Annotated in this window: 16 protein-coding genes; 3 read left to right on the top strand and 13 right to left on the bottom strand. The window is 43.1% G+C overall.

Annotated elements, in window-relative coordinates:
• Positions 1–588: 588 nt before the first annotated feature.
• Entirely contained in the window at positions 589–978 is a 390-nt protein-coding gene (locus tag AC1VYS_RS04920) for a Uma2 family endonuclease (RefSeq protein WP_482913250.1), read from the bottom strand.
• 334 nt (positions 979–1,312) lie between these two features.
• Entirely contained in the window at positions 1,313–3,631 is a 2,319-nt protein-coding gene (locus tag AC1VYS_RS04915) for a beta-L-arabinofuranosidase domain-containing protein (RefSeq protein WP_482913249.1), read from the bottom strand.
• Positions 3,632–3,843: 212 nt separating this feature from the next.
• Between AC1VYS_RS04915 and AC1VYS_RS04910 the strand changes: the two genes are divergently transcribed.
• Positions 3,844–4,611, top strand: coding sequence for a helix-turn-helix transcriptional regulator (locus tag AC1VYS_RS04910; RefSeq protein ID WP_482913248.1), 768 nt, complete (start codon positions 3,844–3,846; stop codon positions 4,609–4,611).
• Positions 4,612–5,139: 528 nt separating this feature from the next.
• Complete coding sequence (locus AC1VYS_RS04905; RefSeq protein ID WP_482913247.1) at positions 5,140–5,655, top strand: GNAT family N-acetyltransferase; 516 nt, start codon at positions 5,140–5,142, stop codon at positions 5,653–5,655.
• Between the two features lie 206 nt (positions 5,656–5,861).
• Here AC1VYS_RS04905 and AC1VYS_RS04900 read toward each other — a convergent pair whose 3' ends face one another.
• Positions 5,862–6,905 carry a 2,3-butanediol dehydrogenase gene (locus AC1VYS_RS04900; protein WP_482913246.1) on the bottom strand — a complete coding sequence of 348 codons (1,044 nt, stop codon included), beginning with the start codon at positions 6,903–6,905 and terminating at the stop codon, positions 5,862–5,864.
• Positions 6,906–7,046: 141 nt separating this feature from the next.
• Here AC1VYS_RS04900 and AC1VYS_RS04895 point away from each other — a divergent pair, with 141 nt between their 5' ends.
• A complete protein-coding gene (locus tag AC1VYS_RS04895; RefSeq protein ID WP_482913245.1) occupies positions 7,047–7,952 on the top strand; it encodes a LysR family transcriptional regulator in 906 nt (301 codons plus the stop codon).
• Between the two features lie 186 nt (positions 7,953–8,138).
• On the opposite strand, the gene AC1VYS_RS04890 is transcribed toward AC1VYS_RS04895, so the two are convergent.
• From AC1VYS_RS04890 to AC1VYS_RS04845, 10 genes are all read right to left on the bottom strand, one after another.
• On the bottom strand, positions 8,139–9,893 hold the full coding sequence (locus AC1VYS_RS04890) for a methyl-accepting chemotaxis protein (protein ID WP_482913244.1): 1,755 nt from the start codon (positions 9,891–9,893) through the stop codon (positions 8,139–8,141).
• Positions 9,894–10,162: 269 nt separating this feature from the next.
• A complete protein-coding gene (locus AC1VYS_RS04885) occupies positions 10,163–10,438 on the bottom strand; it encodes a hypothetical protein (protein WP_482934478.1) in 276 nt (91 codons plus the stop codon).
• Positions 10,439–10,440: 2 nt separating this feature from the next.
• Complete coding sequence (locus tag AC1VYS_RS04880) at positions 10,441–10,962, bottom strand: hypothetical protein (protein ID WP_482913242.1); 522 nt, start codon at positions 10,960–10,962, stop codon at positions 10,441–10,443.
• A 405-nt stretch (positions 10,963–11,367) separates the two neighbouring features.
• Entirely contained in the window at positions 11,368–11,529 is a 162-nt protein-coding gene (locus AC1VYS_RS04875; RefSeq protein ID WP_482913241.1) for a hypothetical protein, read from the bottom strand.
• A gap of 226 nt (positions 11,530–11,755) precedes the next feature.
• Positions 11,756–12,154 carry a hypothetical protein gene (locus tag AC1VYS_RS04870; protein WP_482913240.1) on the bottom strand — a complete coding sequence of 133 codons (399 nt, stop codon included), beginning with the start codon at positions 12,152–12,154 and terminating at the stop codon, positions 11,756–11,758.
• Between the two features lie 138 nt (positions 12,155–12,292).
• Positions 12,293–12,658: a ribonuclease toxin immunity protein CdiI gene (cdiI, locus tag AC1VYS_RS04865; RefSeq protein WP_482913239.1), complete on the bottom strand. Its 366-nt coding sequence runs from the start codon at positions 12,656–12,658 to the stop codon at positions 12,293–12,295.
• A 221-nt stretch (positions 12,659–12,879) separates the two neighbouring features.
• On the bottom strand, positions 12,880–13,557 hold the full coding sequence (locus tag AC1VYS_RS04860; RefSeq protein ID WP_482913238.1) for an Imm3 family immunity protein: 678 nt from the start codon (positions 13,555–13,557) through the stop codon (positions 12,880–12,882).
• Positions 13,558–13,686: 129 nt separating this feature from the next.
• Positions 13,687–14,700, bottom strand: a complete 1,014-nt coding sequence (locus tag AC1VYS_RS04855) for an anti sigma factor C-terminal domain-containing protein (RefSeq protein ID WP_482913237.1) — start codon at positions 14,698–14,700, stop codon at positions 13,687–13,689.
• A gap of 2 nt (positions 14,701–14,702) precedes the next feature.
• Positions 14,703–15,188, bottom strand: a complete 486-nt coding sequence (locus tag AC1VYS_RS04850; protein WP_482913236.1) for an RNA polymerase sigma factor — start codon at positions 15,186–15,188, stop codon at positions 14,703–14,705.
• A gap of 196 nt (positions 15,189–15,384) precedes the next feature.
• The gene (locus tag AC1VYS_RS04845) at positions 15,385–16,749 is read right to left on the bottom strand and encodes an amino acid permease (protein WP_482913235.1); all 1,365 of its coding nucleotides are present in this window, start codon (positions 16,747–16,749) and stop codon (positions 15,385–15,387) included.
• Positions 16,750–16,877 lie beyond the last annotated feature (128 nt).

The following is a 16,877-nucleotide window of genomic DNA, read 5'->3' as shown; positions in this document are numbered from 1 at the left end:
ATACGTGGAAAATCAGGTTACGTGTCATTTTTTATATAGACTTGTCTTGGCAGGTTGAGGTAGAGGGGAGCATGGGGTGCGAGAAAGAGATTTGTGAGGGAATTGCATGTTAAAAAGACGAAACGGCGATTCCCTCCCATTTCGTCTTTGCGTCTTGTGTACGTTATTGTGAATTTGGCTCTACCGTTATAAGACTCTTCTGTCTTCACGGATGGATGCATGATTTTACTTACTGTAAACCTTACCACACACCTTACCGCACACGGTATCCGTGTTAATATCGCTAACATGTATTGCATCCAAATCTATTGTACGCTGCTCCTCCGACGTCTCCTTCACTACTCAAAAAGCTAACGATCACAGATAACGCTATTTGGTGTTTTTTAGCGCAACTCAGAATCTAACGATCATGAGGAACGCTATTTCCACATTTGAGATGTGATTTCATTGATTTTAGTCCGTTTTGGCTGAAATAACGTCGCTGGTGATCGTTAGATTTTTCAACATGCCTAAATCGACCAAATAAGCTCCGTACGGATCGTTAGAATTTCGAGCATTGTGCCGATCCGTCTATTATGACCAAATGACTTATCCAAGTTTGAAGAGTACATCCAGCGAAATGCTCAGGTCGAGATACAATACGGATTGTATCGTTTCTTTTTGAGAGAACAAATGGCGCGTCTGATATCTCCCATCCTCAAGTGTATACACGTGAACCGTCTGATTACCTGGATCAACGATCCAATATTCATTCACGCCATACTTCTGGTATAGATTAAATTTTTCATTAAAATCCTTAAGAGCCGTTGAAGGCGATAACACCTCTATGATAAGTGAAGGTGCTCCTTGGCAACCCCTTTTGGAAATCTGATCGTTGGAACATACTACAGAAAGATCGGGTTGTACGACATGATCAGGTATGTCATATTGCTCATTCTCGCTCAAAAAAACGTCAAAGGGGCAACAAAAACATAGCATCGCCGATTTTGAAAAAACGTTCGTAAAGCATAATGCAGCTCGCCCACAATAAACTGATGTAAGGAGGTAGGTGTGGGCGACATATTATGTGCCTTTCCATTGATCCACTCCCACGCTCCATCCCAGGTTAACCAGTCCTCAAAGCGGTAAACGCCAGTATTATCAGGTTTTGACACGACGCCACCTTCTTTTTTGTTTGCTTTGTGTACCTTATGATTGCTGTACCTGCGATTGGTGTAACTCATAGTATGCATTTGCACTGCATCCATTATATCACTGGAATAACTGCATTTCATATCAATCATCGAATAGATGATTTGTTGTTACTGGACGCTCACACGAAAAAATCCGGTCTGCTGCGTGTTGTGCGAACCTCCGTTACTTTCCCGGCACACCCCTTGTCCCCGACTGCCTGGAATGTTACGGTAACACTCTCCTGGCCTCTAGTGACCTCTTCCGGGATCTCATAGCTGACTCGGAATACCTCTCCAATCTTGTTCATATGAATGCGTTGCTCCCCTACAACAATATCGTTCACCAAAATATGAAACTGCCGCTCATATCGAACTCCCTCTCGGTCAAAATGCAGATAGTCCCCGCCCCAATAGGCTACGCACAAATAGTTCATAGCATCCGAGTCTACAGCCAAGCGGTAGCTGAATGCCGCTTCGTTCACTCCGTATGCCTCACGCCACATGTACAGCCTGTTGCGCCCGTCTGTACCGGAGCCGTTATACTGCTTCCCGCGACAATTGCTCTCCAGTTGGTGTCCGATCTCATCCTGCTGGCCGTCTGGCTGCACGCTGTCAATCGTTATATCATTCAGTGCTTTCTCCAGCGCATCCCCTTCATCATTCAACGCCCAATACACCGTGTAAAATTCATGATGCACATCATAGAACGGGATCATCTTCACAGCTTCTCCGGTGGACGTCACTTCCTCGCTAAGTTCAAACGTAAGCGTCCTTTTATCGACAACTCTGATCCACTTGCTCATATCCTCCTCTTCCGTTTGGATAACGGGCACGGGAGCTGTTTTTGGATTCAGTGCAGTTTCGTCGATAATGGTATCCTCGGGAAGCCCTTCACTGCCAAGCGCACCAGCAAGTACAATCGGGCCATACTGGAATGCCACCTTGTGAGCATCATCCCGGGCTGTATATTTACGTAGTGCCATCGGCAACGTAATGGTGATCGTATCGCCCGCCGACCAGGTGCGGTCGATGGACAAGTAGCCGGGTTCCAGACGTGTATACGACTGGGTCGAATCCTCGTTTACGGTTGCCGTCATCGGCTCCTGAAGCCAGGACGGCACGCGTAGTCTTAGACAAGCCGAGGCGCTGCCTTCGGTGATTGTCAGGGTTGCTTTTTCCGAATAGGGGAAGTCGGTTTCCAGCTTTAAGTTCAGTCCCTGTGATGCCCACTCCAGCTCGGAAGCGATGTACAGGTTCACATACAAATCATGTTCATCCTCATAATAGATCGCCTCAGCATACTTGCCCGGGTTCTCCATGCCTGATCCGGTACAGCACCACCAGGCCGTATCGCGTGTGCCGTAGATTTTGTAATGTCCTTGAAGGGTGGAGGCAAAGTACGTTTTGTTGCCCGTATCAGGATCTTGTGTGCCAAGGATATGGTTATAGACTGCGTTCTCATAATAGTCCATGTAGGCACTGTCCGGGTTCCAGGCAAACAGCTGCTTCGTCAGATGCATCATGTTGTGGGTACAGCAGCTCTCCCCGGTTTTGATGCCAAGGCTCTCCATGCCCTTTGCTTCATAATGCTCGGATATGCTCGTCGCGCCAAAGACATAAGAACGATGCTTCACGGTTGTATCCCAGAAAAATTGTGCCGCTGTCCGGTACGATGTCCGTGCAGGGTCTTGATTGTATATTTCGGCTGCGCCAATAACTTTCGGAATCTGGGTGTTGGCATGCCTTCCTTGCAACTCATCCCGCTCCTGCTCCAGCGGCTCAAGAATGAGTTGATGTGTAAATTGACGGGCAGCCCTAAGATAGGCTGAGTTTCCTGTAATCCCGTACAATTGGGCAAACACTTCGTTCATCCCGCCATGCTCAGACATCAGCATCGTCTGGATCTGCTCCTCGGTCATGGCACTCAGTCCCGTCACTGCCCAATCCGCAAAACGTGCAACCACCTCAAGCGCCTGCTCATTGCCCGTCATTTGATAGGCGTCAATCAGACCGCGATAGATTTTATGCACGCTGTACCACGGAACCCAATATTCGCCGATGTTAAATCCGCCAATGTTCTCCGCACGAAAAGCCATACGGAAAGCCTCCTCGGACAAACCTCCGATATATCCGCTGCCCGTCGTCTGTTGAATTGTCGCCAGTTCATTCACAGCATAATCAAGTGTTTGCTTTAAGGAGGCATTCCCCGTCGCCTGATACGTCACCGCGAGAGCCGACATGTAGTGTCCGAGGGAATGTCCGCTAATCGAGCGTGCCTCCCAGCCTGCATATCGTTCCTTGCGTGGTGTTAACCCGTGGGCTTCATAACATGGAGCCAGAAAGCGGTCGATCTCCAGCGATAACAAGTAGCGCTCTCCGATATGCTGTGACGTTTGAAACGGGCCTTTCAGCAAGTTAACCTGTGCGGGGCCCAGAAATCCTTTTCTCGTATCGATCATGCGGCTCGCTCCTTTGGCATATGTAATAACTTCAAATGGTTTCTTTGTCAGATAGGGGACTGAATTCAGCAATAAAGGATAAAATCCGTGTTGTACTTAGGCCAGAACTTATCTCTGCCATCTAGATTCCACCCTTGAATGTCCTCATATTATCAAATAAACTACAGTTACAGCAGACTCAGAATCCAAGAAAAGGTGGATAAATCCGTCCTATGTCAAAACCAGTGGAGCACTATTTATGCGGAAAATTTATATCAGAGGGCAACTGGAGTCATATGCGGCGAAGCATGCCGGTTCATGAGATCATTTTGATGCTGGAAGGTGAGATGTATATTGCGGAGGATGACAAGCGATACGTTGCTCGTGCGGATGATCTTTTATTTTTAAAGGCGGGCCGGACTCATTATGGTTACCAAATTAGTGATGCACCTGTTAGCTTCTATTGGATGCATTACGAGACAGCGCCAGGGTTATTTGTTGATTTTCCAAGCCATTCAACCATTCAGGTTCCTTCTATGGCAAATCAACTGTTTAAGCAGTTATTGCATGTATCTTCCTTCTCGTCCGAAGAGGCGGATGCTGCTGCGCTATTGCTTCTCAAAGAAATAGAACGTAATCTGCGTACAGACTATCGCCCGCATAACGCCGTGGTGGATCACATCTGTAAATGGGTCGATATCCATCTGCACCTGAATATTACGGTGAGTGAGATTGCGGAGCACTTTAATTTCAACAAGGACTATATTTCCAAAATGGTGAAGCGGGAAAAAGGGATCGGACTCAAAACGTATATCCTCACCGAACGCATGCATCGTGCCAAACGACTGTTGCTCAATACCAATGCCAGTGTGAAGGAGATTGCGGCTCAATGCGGCTTCGCAGATTACAAGCTGTTTCTGCGTACCTTCAAGCAACACGAGGCAAGTACACCAACCGAATATCGCAATCATCTATACAGTACACGGCTGAATCGTTTGTAGACGCTACATAGGTGCATCGCTATTAGCCGCATTGGTGCATTGGTGCTAGCTTAGTAATGGTTACATAGGGATGCTTATTACTATAGATGATGCTTAATGGGGATTTCCACCATACATGGATAATGAACAATCAATCATGTTGGACCAACTTCTAACGATCACGAGGAAGCTTATTTAGCCCAAAATAGATGGATTGAAAATCTAACGATCACCAGGAACGTTATTTGGTCTGAAAACAGCCTTTGCGGCTAGAAAAAGGGCTATTTTTCCAAAATAAGCTCTCTGGGGATCGTTAAAATTGCAAACCGCGTAAAAAGTGGCAAATAGCGTCTCTGGAGATCGTTAGATTTTTTTCACAGCTTTTTTCCAGCTTGTTGAGCAACTAAACCTTGGTTACTGGACCTACCCCTTCATAGAAATGTTGAAATCGCTTATAGAAGATTCTAATATAGAGGATTGAAATCACTGTGCTATAATGCATAGAAATATCATTTCCCACTTTACTCATAAGAAAAGGAGAATTTAAACATGACGACGGCTGCCATAACGATTCATCCCGCTTCCCCAGCTGACCATGCTGAGATTGTTGACATTCTGGTTGCCAGTTACGCGGAATACCAGAGCTCGTTTGAGCAATCGGATCGTTGGGAAGCCTACCTGAAAGATATTCGCGAATCTGTGGACAATCCATACTTGACTGAATTATGGGTGGCCAAGATCGAAGATCGGATCGTCGGTACCGTTCAGTTGTTTGAAACGGCACATAAAGCCTATCCCAATTTTGATCTGCCGATTGATTATCCATTTATTCGTCTGCTGGGTGTTGATCCCGAGTGGAGAGGACATGGCATTGCCCGTGAACTGCTTCAGCGGTGTGTAGAATCCACGAAGGAGCTGGGCAAAAATGCAGTTTATCTCTATACAGGTAGTCAGATGGTTAATGCCATCCGGTTATATGAACGTTTTGGCTTTATTGAAGATCCGGAGTTCAGTCCCGTGGAGGGCGGAGGGCAGGCAATCTGCTATTGTTACGAGATAAAATAAGATAAGATAGGGCCTTAACGGACAACAAGTAGTACTACTGATTTACCACGCTATCCAAAGTAATCGTGCATTCTGTAGAATGTTATGTCTCTTTATACCATTAAACAAAGGGCTGTTCTCCTGCCATCTGTAGATGACAAGAGGAACAGCCCTCTGGTTTAAACCTGATATCTTAGCGTTACATGATTAGGATGTTGAGCCTGAGCTTAACCGCCAATTTCAATCAGAATCTTCGCATGACTCTTGTCGCTCATTAACAACTCAAGCCCGTCCTGTACAACATCATCCAGCTTAATTTTCTTGGTGATTACCTGCTTCACATCGAGTGCGCCTTCTGCTATGAGTGAGATGACCTCAGGGAAGATGTGTCGGTACGCCAGTGTAGCTGTCAGATTTGCTTCTTTTACCAGCATGTCGAAGAAATTTATGTGAAGAGGGTTCGGAATCGCGGCGATGACCACAACTTCCCCACCTTTTTTAATCACGGACACAGCACTGTCCATCGTCGGTTGCACGCCAGCCGCTTCGTACGCAACATCAATTCCACCCGATTGCTGCGTAATGACCTGTGTTGCATCCACCTTACTGCTATTCACCGGAATTGCGCCAAGTTTAGCTGCCAGTTCCAGACGATCCTCGAAGACATCGACAGCGTACACTTCAGATGCCCCAGCGGCTTTGGCTGACAAGATCGTCAGCAAACCAATCGGCCCTGCTCCGTATACAGCTACTTTATTTCCCACTTTCAGCTTGCTGTGACGCACAGCATGAAAAGCTACCGCTGTCGGTTCTACAAGTGCCCCTTCTTCAAAGGAAACTTGATCTGGAATCGGGTGCACCATATATGCTTCGACGACTACATATTCGGCAAAACCGCCATCTCCGTTCAATCCGACAAAACCAAATTGAGTACACTGATTGTATCTACCTTGGATACAGTACTCACACGTTCCGCAATGATATAGAGGCTCAACCACTACGCGATCACCAATATTGATACCGCTTACATCACTACCTAAAGCACTTACTGTCCCTGCAAACTCATGCCCTAGTGTCAGCGGCGCTTTTTGTCCTGAAAGTGGATGATTCTCCCCTTCTTGAATACCTACCCCATGATGATACGCGTGTAAGTCACTACCGCAAATTCCGGCATACTCCACTTTGATCTGCACCTGTCCTGACTTTGCAACAGGAACCTCACGATCTTCCACACGCACGTCTTTATGACCATACCATACTGCTGCCTTCATCCTGTACATCCCCTTTTATCTAAACTGTTAATACAAGAATGTCCTACTTGTCTATATATTATATCGCTATTCTCCCATTATTCATATTTATAGATACTTATGTTAACATTACTTATACTAATATCAAAAGGGATGATCCACATGAATCTGGAACAGCTTGAATACGTCGTTGAAATCGCCAAAACACAATCATTCTCTGCCGCATCGGAGCATCTTCATGTCACGCAATCAGCGATCAGCCAATCGGTTCATCGCCTGGAAAAAGAGATGGGGCTGGTTCTATTCGAGCGTTCCAGACAAGGCACTCATCCCACGCCGGAGGGTAAACAATTTATCGCGAAAGCGCTGGACATTCTACAGCGAATTGATGAATTAAAATCGCTAAATGCAATCACCTCTACGCTGACCGGTGATCTTCACGTGGCTACTTTCCCGAGTGTTATGCCTTACTTGGTGCAATCGGCGGCAGATATGAAACGAGATCATTCACAACTGAGATTATCGATTGAAGAGAAAGGTTCCATGGAGATCATTGAGGACATCCGCAATAATAAAACCCATCTGGGCTTTATCGCCATTTACGCGAAACAACTGCGCGAATTGGATGGGCTGCATTTCACACCGATGTATTCGAGCAAGCTTGTTGTATGCACCCATCAACTGTCCGAACTAGCAAAACATACACGTGTCACCCCTGATCAACTAAAAGAACATAATCTTGCGTTATATCGGGACGGTTTTATTGAAGATTTCCTACAGGAGTTCACCTATGAATATGGGCCTTTGTCCATCTTATTCAAGACCAATAATTCGGAAGCCATTAGCACGGTGCTGAAAAATAATATTGCTGCAACGATCGGGCACGACTTCTCCTTTCACCAGAACCCACTTTGGAAAGAAGGATTGATTAAGATGGTCGAAATTACCGAGATTCAGCAGCCCAAAATGCAGATCGGCTTCGTTCAGACAGAATTCAGAGAGGCTGCGTCTGCAGCAGAACAATTTGCCCGGCGTTTCAAACAAGCGATTGAACTAGGTCATCTGTGATCTGCTGTTAGTGCATATATGCTCTAAGCCTTAACAAAAAAGTGCTCCGCCTAAGAGGCGAAGCACTTTTTTGTTAAATGAAATTTGTCTTTTAATTTAGTTACCTCTTACATCCTGGATTCTTTTCCATTTTCTCCGGCTTAATTCCTGCTTTATTCATTTGACTCTCGTTTCTTATGGTTTTACTTACACCTTTACCTTTTTCACCGCTTCACTCATCTCATTCGTTTGCTGTTCCAGCATCGTAGACGTTTCAGCCACCTTACGGAACAACACCGATTGATCCTGCATCAAACGATAAATCTCATCCGAGTGATCCGACACACCTGCGGAAATCTGTGAAATGGTATTGACCGAAGCTGCCGCCTCTTCCGATCCGGCCGTAATTTCTTCAGCCGCAGCAGAAACCTCCTGAATGCGCTGGGTAACCAATTGGAACGCGCCCACAACTTGTGAGAATGCCTGCTCCGCTTCTGTTGTAAATATGACACCCTGACCAATCTCCTGTGCAGTAACCCCCATTCGGGAACCAATCTGCTGCGACTCCTGTTCAATACGAAGTAATAAGTCGGAAATTCGTTCCATAGACGAACTGGAGGCTTCAGCAAGCTTTCTCACTTCTTCTGCCACAACTGCAAAACCCTTCCCATGCTCACCCGCATGTGCAGCCTCAATGGAGGCATTAAGCGCGAGCAGTTTGGTTTGACTTGCGAAGTCACGTACCGTATGCAGTGCACCACCAATTTCAGTAGAATAGTTGTTCAGCACCTGCACCATCGTGGTAACCTCTCCAGATACTGCAGAGATGTTTTCCATCTGTTTCTTCATCACCGTCATGCGTTGCTGCCCAGATTCCGCCGTAGCTAGCGCCGCTGTTGCTGCATCTGACACTACATTGGAGGATTCAGATATATCGTTAATGCCTTTTGCAATCTCTTCCATAGCATGTGCACTGTCACTTGCGCTTTGCTTCTGTGTGTGTGCACCTTGTTGGATCTCCTCGACAGCACGATCCACTGTTTTGCTCATGGCAAGCATCTCTTCAGTACTCCGATTAAACTCTTTCGTGGATTCGGATAACAATTCTGTCGTTGAAGCCACTCCTCCAACCATATCACTTACGATTTTGTTCAAATTGCCTGACATATGTATCATCGCTTGATACGTTGTTCCGATCTCATCTTTGCTCTTTAGACGATATGCTGTCAAAATACGATTAGCTTCGGCCAGCTCGCCCTGTGCCATCTTTTCCACACTTGATTTCAGCGGATGTAGCGGGCGCAGTCCCCTAACGATAAACCACATCACTATAGCAATGCCCACCAGTGTAGCGACCAGCAGGATCACATACAACGGAAGACTTGATTTTAAAATATCTGTTTCAATACCTTCGATAACAGATATCCCTGTATCGATACCAATTACACCTGCAAGAGCACCGTTGCTATCCAGTATAGGAGCATAGGAAGAAATATAATTACCATACTCCGGGTTATTAATAATCGGCGAACTTGCTGTTTCCCCTTGCAGCAACTTCTGTACCGCATCTGCCGGAATGTCTGTTACTTCGTTGATTGCCGAAGCTTTATCCGCATCCTTCATACCATCCACCATAATAAGCGGAGTTCCTTTATCGTCTATTTTGACGAAATACACATACATGGCACCAATACGCTCTCGGAAATCGTCCAATTCATCCCGAATGCTTAGATACTCCCCATTTTCCTTAGGGTCCTTGGCAAACTCCGCATATGCTGCTGTATCCAGCTGTTTCACATAACTCTCGGCAATCTGAATATTGTAACTCTTGATAGCCCCCTGCGCAGCAAGTTTCACATTAGCGATCTGCGTCAGCATACTTCCCGCTGCTATAATCGTGATGACCAGTGTAACAATAGCCGCAATGCGCACAACCAGACGTTTCCTGAAAAAACCGATCATTTGCTCCCTCTTCCTCCCCACGAACCCTAGCCTTTTTGACTAGGCCGTACCCAAAAAACATAAGTTTGAAGCACTAAGTATGGGAAAATAGTATATGAATATGTCGAAATACGCAAGAAAATATTGGATTTATATAAAAACGCTATCATTGATGTGCTAGTTTTGGTAGTGGCAACTTTAAAAGGCTTATGAAGCGCGGTGTTTCAGAGGATTTTTGGTAAAGAAAAACTCCAACATGGTAGTTGGAGTTCTGTTGTTATTTGGAACTATTAAATAACATATACTGTTGAACCTATTGGTATATCTGCAGGATTTATCGAGTTACCTAAGCATATGCCCACCATTTTTTTATCATTTGGCGAGTTGGATATTTGAACCGAAACAACTCTCAGATTCAGCATTTCATGCTCAAAAATTTGCAACAAAATAACGTCACCAATCTTGTCTATAGATGTAAGGACAGGTTCATTTCCAACAATAACGGTTCCGTTTCCATTGGATTCAAAAACATCGCCAACCTCCATTAACTTTTCCATATCAATCAATTCTATCCCGTAACTTCATTCACAAAATCCCCCTCTGGTTCTTTAATAATGGTTATACTAAACCCATTTTCAGAAACGCTAAGCCCCCCGCTAATGTCCTGATAAAATTCCCTATCGAATTTTAATTTTTGTTTAATTTTTTGTAAATCAGATGATTCATATATGTATAAACATAGCTTATTAATAATTAAACTTTGATCATCCATGTGCATTTCAATTTCATTTAAATCACCTGCTAGTCGTTCAATATTTCTAACTTTCCATATTTTCACCCCGGCCTGTTGACCTTCTTCAATCTTTACCATCCCAAACAACCCAGCCAGTTCCTGAAAGTTCGGATTACCTCCTCGAAAAATATCAATGATCTCTGTTACTAATTCATCCAAAGAATCTTCCCTAAATTTCTTTCTCATTACTTCTGGCGAATCATCAAAAAGCCAAGAGGCGATCTCGTTAAATTCATCATTATCTGAATCCAATACCCCAATAATACTAGGTTTACTATACAGAAAATTCTTATTCAAAATTTATCACCATCCTAATGTCGTTTATAGTCTCCTCCGATTCTCCCTGCGATCTGATCATAAAATATCTCCCATGCTTCATCCATTCTTCCCTCTGTCTCTATGGATTTACTTTTTTGAAATTTGGAATGTGCGAAGTTAGTTCTGAAGGCGATCCAAATGGTATCATTTTGGCTAATTCAGGGATATCAATTCTTGAAATGTGCAACCCTTCCAAGCAGTTGTTGCACCAAATCAAAAAATAGCCTTCTCTCTTCTGACTATCTCCAATATATTCGTAGGCAATATTAGTACTGTTACAGTTTGGACAATTTAACAGAGGACAGTTAGGAATTGTCTCTTTAACAGTTTTTGCAAGTTGAAGCCACTTTTTAAAATAAGGATTGACCATTGTTATTTATCCTTTCATTTGATCCCTTGTGCAACTCTCACTACAATCTCTTGATCCCACTCATCCAGATAAGACATTAATTCCTCATATTTACTTCGTGGTTCTGGAGTATCAAGAACTAGAAGTGCCGCAATGCTGTAGTGTCCAATGGTATCTTTTCCAAATAGTTTATTCACATTTGAATCTCTAAATTTACTAATGTAAGCAAGTTTTGAGATGATTTCTTCATTACATAATTTTCTGCTAACAATTTGACTAATAGCACTTAGTAAAACCTGATTATGATGTATGTCTAAACACTTAATAATCTCTGAATCGCTTGATTTACCTTCTCTTATTTCCTTTTATAGACTTAAAGGCTTCACTGTAATACCACTCCTTTATTCATTCACAGGGCCAAAACTATTTAAAAAATATCGCATTGTTACCTACTTCATCAATCGTTTCTTCGATAATCTCTCTAACTTGCCCATTTAACTCCAAATCTAAGACTGATTTCATTAATTCATAACTCTCTTTTAAATTTAGATTCACAACAACATAAGCATAACTATCAACCATGTCTACAGAAGAAATATCCAAGAGGGTTTGGACAATTTGATCTGTTTTTAATTTTAGATTGGCATCTAACAATTCATGAGTATAGACTTTTCTATCAGCAAATTCTGATAGTGATTCTAAAACTTCTAGTTTGTTTAACTTCTCTGTATTTTCAACAAAGCTTAAATAATCACTTAAATATTTCTCTAAAGTTTCTTTTGATAATACATCAGGTAACTGCTCAATCTCTAATGGCTTCATATTTCCCCTCCAATATATACAGAGCATACATCCATTACAAGAATTAATGGTAGGAATTCATTTCTTCCAATTTAATTTTAAGTTCATCCGAAATGAACTTGCCTAACTCACCTTTTCGTAGGTATGTGCTTTCCAAGCTTATACAATATTGTACTTTTGCTTGATTTCTATTAGTCGAACTTCAACCTCATCCTTATCGTCTGGATTGCTCTTTAAATAGTTAACACTCGCTTCCCTAAGATAATGATAAAAAGCGGAGTAGTCCAATACAACTGTCTGATCTTTCTCTACTGCAGGATAGTCAAAAAAATAACAAACCCCCGTATCTCCAAAATAAGCTTCTTCCCACTCATCTAACTCACCAGCAAAAACACACCATACACTCTCACTACTGCCAAAACCTTCTCCAAGACTGTATTTTTTTAGTGCATCTGAAAAATATCTCCCCTCAAGATGTCGATAATACATATCTATTAACTCTTTTTCTGTTAATTTGGCATACATCAAATTATCCTCCTATAGATTATTCTGATATCGTCAGAAAGAAGTTAGTACTTTTCTATTTTCATCAAGATCTCCTGTGAATTTTAGACCGTTCGATACTGTTCCACGATCTTCATCATCACATACTTTTTCGCTATCGATCGTTGAGAATGTTAACATATCAAAACAGATCAATTTTGGAAACCAACCCAAATTGATCTGTTTATTCTGATAGAATTAAGTTATTTATTTACTTCCTCCAAAACCTTATCTATTCTTCTTAATAACTCCCTCTCTTCTTCTTCGGTTAATTCATACTGGGAATTATCAAAATTTCTATTTTTGAGTTCACTAATAATGTAGGGTGGAATTGTATCGTTAAGTCGTATTAAATTTTCTGCTATTGTAGTGTAAACAATTTTCTTAGCGCACGTTCTGTACCTAAATTCCCTTTCAAATCTTTTTAAGATGTTTTCAATCGTATTATTATCATTTTCTCTCTCAGAAAAGGAATGATCAACTATATCTACAATATCATCGTAAAACCATCTTGCTTTTGGACAAAGATCTACTGGCATTTTTTCAAGTTCTTGCAATACTCTGTTTCTTCTCAAATAAAGTTCTTCATACTCTTTTTCATTTAATTGACCTCTTTGAATAAAGTCCTTTAGCCTTTCAAAATCTATTAGTTCAAGGTCTCTCATATAATTTTCTTTTGTAATCTTGTACATCCGTGGCTGTTTTACTTTTAATTCCGCTGAAATTACCATTAAAACGGCCTTTTCCATATCATCCGAATTCTCACTGTAGTGCTCGTCAAAAGCTCGAGCTATCGCTTCATTTGGACTCTGATACTCTAACTTGTATTCTTCATATTCTTCAACAAATGATTCTATTAGTTCATTATAATTCCAAGTCATTTTTTTCTCCTTTATTATGATTTTTTAGGTATCTAATATCCCCTTGTTTATTTGGTGCATCTTTTGCAGAGTACCATCCTTACTACTTTAATGATTAAGAAATATTCTAATAAGGATGATCCAAAAAACTCAATATTTTTCCACCACTGCTCCCAACGTTACCCCTCTGAGATATGGCTGACCACTCAGGGACTGCAATTGTTTTGCTGTTCCTGTCACCACGACACCCAGAATGCGAATATCGCTCTCTTGTGGCTCTTTTTTATCTTTTTTTAAATAATGGTAGATTCGGTTGAACTCATAATGATATACCCCTTTAAGCTGCCTTCCCTGTTCCAAAGCATCCAAAAATCGCTTGCCATTCACTTCCGTCGGTTCGGATGGATTCACTCCAAGACCCTTTACCCAATTCTCCGGCTCTGGGGTCGCATAGCTTTCTTTCCCGTTTCCATCCTGTCTAGGCTCGTAAAAAGCTCTGTTATCATACGTATCTACCCAGTACCATGTTTGATTTAACTCCGCCGGAAGCAACTGTTTCGCTTCATCCAACGAATAATCCTTATCGAAAGAAATAGCCATCTCCACCCTTTTGTCCGAGTCCATTTCACTCAGCAACGGAAGGTCATTTAGAATTTTCCCATTATAATTCACACCCGGAATGTAAAACATCATCTCTCTCTGTCCGCTTAATCCATTGTAACTGCGAGTATACTCATAACCTAGTTTTTGCATATTCTCATCCGGTAATGAAACTGATTGTTGCCCAGTACTACCACCCATACTTGAAAAGATAGGTAAAGGCAGCACGGTATAATTAACCTTTTGATCCACCCAAGGTACAAGAATACCCTCAATGACTTTAGCTTTGTAAGTCTGCAAAGTTCCGTTCAAAAAACCACTGAAGTTCACTTGCCCCGTCTGCACTTGATCCGGTCCGCTAATCTGGCTCATCAACTGCTCGCTGTACATCGCACGCTCATAACTGGAACTTGTTAAATACTGATTGCCGACAATAACTCCGAATAATGCCACGACCGATACAACGAGCGATAGAGATAATGTACGAATCGTTGTTTTTCGTTTGGCCTTTTTAATCATTTTGCTCACATCCACTGCATCTTCCTGTTCAAACGGTCGGTTCATTCTCACTCACTCCCATACTTTTTCTTAAATTGTTGTCTGGCTTGATATAACGATGCTTTAACTTGCTCCATCCGCATGTCAAGCAACTCCGCAATCTCCTGGTACGAGAGCTCCATCTCATATTTCATAATCAGCAGTTGTCTGTGCAGCGGAGCAAGTTCACCGAGCACAGCTTCCACTGTTTCTTTCTTCTCCTGCTGTAGAATGGCATCCTCAGGAAGCGTTGAATCCGGTATTTCCACACTTTCGATGGGAACCATCGCCCATTTCTTCCGGCGGCAGAGATCATAATAACGGTTGATCGCAACTTTATAGAGCCACGCGCTGAACTTCCCTTTTTCAATCGAGTCGATATATAAAAAAGCTTTGTACACCGTTTCCTGCAAAATATCCTCTGCATCCGATGGGGAAGCACCTAATCTGATTAGATAGTGCCGGATTTCTCTAAGTTTAGGCTGTAGTTGTTCATTTATCTGTCCGGCGTCCATGCTTCACCACCTTTCATAGGTATAACGGGCGGATGAACTGAATGTTAATCGTTCAGTTAAAAAAGTTTTGCGGCCTAGTGTATGTACATAAAAAAATCCCGGCGCACGAGCACCGAGATTCTCTGTAAAGATGGACGTTTATAGATCTTTGTTAATCCTAAATATAACATATATCACTTTTCATTCATCGAAGTTATTAACGCCCCGAAACCCGGCCTTCCATCTTGCGGAATCGAATCAAAGACCAGATCGTCAGCAATGCAAGTACACCGAGACAGATGCTAATACTGAACCGGTTGCCTTCATCAAACACAAACATCAGAGCAATGACGCTCAGGATCAAGACAACGGCTCCGGTGATGTAAGGAAATCCCCACACCTTGAATGTAGGCTGCACCGGATACTTTTTACGCAATTTAAGCTGAGAAGCAGCGATGCAGATCCAGACCAGAATCACAACAAAGCCCGGAACCGCAAGCAACACTCTAAACAGCTGATCTTGGGCAAACAATCCTAACAAGGAACCTGCCAGCAGAACAACGGTACACACCAGCAATGTATTAATCGGGCTACCGTTGCGGTTGGTTTTGGCGAGTGCTTTGGGTGCCTCCCCGCCGACAGCCATAGAGTGCATCATGCGGGATGCCCCATAAATGCCCGAGTTCGCCGCGGACAACACCGCCGTCACCAAGATAAAGTTCATAATATGTGCAGCACCCGGCAGACCAGTTGACGCCAGTACCTGTACAAATGGGCTGCTTTCCGGCCCAATCTCGTTCCAAGGAATCAGACCACAGATGATCAGAATCGGCAAAGTGAAGAATAAAATGATTCTGAACATGAAATTGCCCACGATCTTGGGCATCACTTTCTCCGCATTTTCCGTTTCCGTCAAGGTCAGGCCGATCAGCTCCGATCCTCCATACGAGAACATAACTACAAGCAGGGCCGAGAAGATCGACGTCAATCCGTTCGGAAAGAACCCGCCAGCTTGTGTATAGTTTTGCAGATATGGTGTGTTGTCACTTGGAATAATACCAAAGATCAGCCCTGCCCCGAGCACGATAAAAATAATAATCATCGCAATTTTGATCCCGGCCAGCCAAAACTCGAATTCCCCGAATACACCCACACTGAGTAGATTCACCAATATAATGAAAGCCGCACATGCCAGACTGAGCATCCACAGCGGTACGTCCGCGAACCAATATTGCAGGAAACTGCCCGCTGCGATGACTTCGATAACACATACGGATAACCACAGGAAGCAATACATCCATCCCATAATAAACGAAACTCTGCTTCCGAACGCTTCCTGTACAAAATCTTTCATATTTCTGTTCTTGTACACCGTAGCCATCTCTGCCATGGCAGCCATAACCACAAGCAGCAGTAATCCGGCAAAAATGTACGTTACAATGACACCTGGGCCTGCAAGTCCAATCGTGCCTGCGCTCCCTTTAAAAATGCCTGTCCCAATGACACCCCCCATCGCCATAAAGGTAATGTGTCTGGGTTTTAATTTTTTCTGTAATGATTCTTCCGTCTGAGTCTGAGCCAATTGAAATCCTCCTGAGGTACAAAAACGTCTGTAATCCTTGTCTATTTTTTTGAGCAATATAAAGTCCAGTATACCCTATCCATGATGAAACAGCCCACCCATTCTGTATGGCCAATTCATCCCAAACA

The sequence above is a fragment of the Paenibacillus sp. G34 genome (assembly GCF_056856875.1).
This window is presented reverse-complemented; position numbering and strand designations above follow the sequence as displayed.

What these genes read in the sequence shown, in the direction of transcription:
- AC1VYS_RS04870 (WP_482913240.1), bottom strand. Translation starts at nt 12,154, where the DNA reads ATGAAGCCATTAGAGATTGAGCAGTTACCTGATGTATTATCAAAAGAA.
- AC1VYS_RS04900 (WP_482913246.1), bottom strand. Translation starts at nt 6,905, where the DNA reads ATGAAGGCAGCAGTATGGTATGGTCATAAAGACGTGCGTGTGGAAGAT.
- AC1VYS_RS04895 (WP_482913245.1), top strand. Translation starts at nt 7,047, where the DNA reads ATGAATCTGGAACAGCTTGAATACGTCGTTGAAATCGCCAAAACACAA.
- AC1VYS_RS04890 (WP_482913244.1), bottom strand. Translation starts at nt 9,893, where the DNA reads ATGATCGGTTTTTTCAGGAAACGTCTGGTTGTGCGCATTGCGGCTATT.
- AC1VYS_RS04920 (WP_482913250.1), bottom strand. Translation starts at nt 978, where the DNA reads ATGCTATGTTTTTGTTGCCCCTTTGACGTTTTTTTGAGCGAGAATGAG.
- AC1VYS_RS04910 (WP_482913248.1), top strand. Translation starts at nt 3,844, where the DNA reads ATGTCAAAACCAGTGGAGCACTATTTATGCGGAAAATTTATATCAGAG.
- cdiI (WP_482913239.1), bottom strand. Translation starts at nt 12,658, where the DNA reads ATGTATGCCAAATTAACAGAAAAAGAGTTAATAGATATGTATTATCGA.
- AC1VYS_RS04855 (WP_482913237.1), bottom strand. Translation starts at nt 14,700, where the DNA reads ATGAACCGACCGTTTGAACAGGAAGATGCAGTGGATGTGAGCAAAATG.
- AC1VYS_RS04850 (WP_482913236.1), bottom strand. Translation starts at nt 15,188, where the DNA reads ATGGACGCCGGACAGATAAATGAACAACTACAGCCTAAACTTAGAGAA.
- AC1VYS_RS04905 (WP_482913247.1), top strand. Translation starts at nt 5,140, where the DNA reads ATGACGACGGCTGCCATAACGATTCATCCCGCTTCCCCAGCTGACCAT.
- AC1VYS_RS04860 (WP_482913238.1), bottom strand. Translation starts at nt 13,557, where the DNA reads ATGACTTGGAATTATAATGAACTAATAGAATCATTTGTTGAAGAATAT.
- AC1VYS_RS04915 (WP_482913249.1), bottom strand. Translation starts at nt 3,631, where the DNA reads ATGATCGATACGAGAAAAGGATTTCTGGGCCCCGCACAGGTTAACTTG.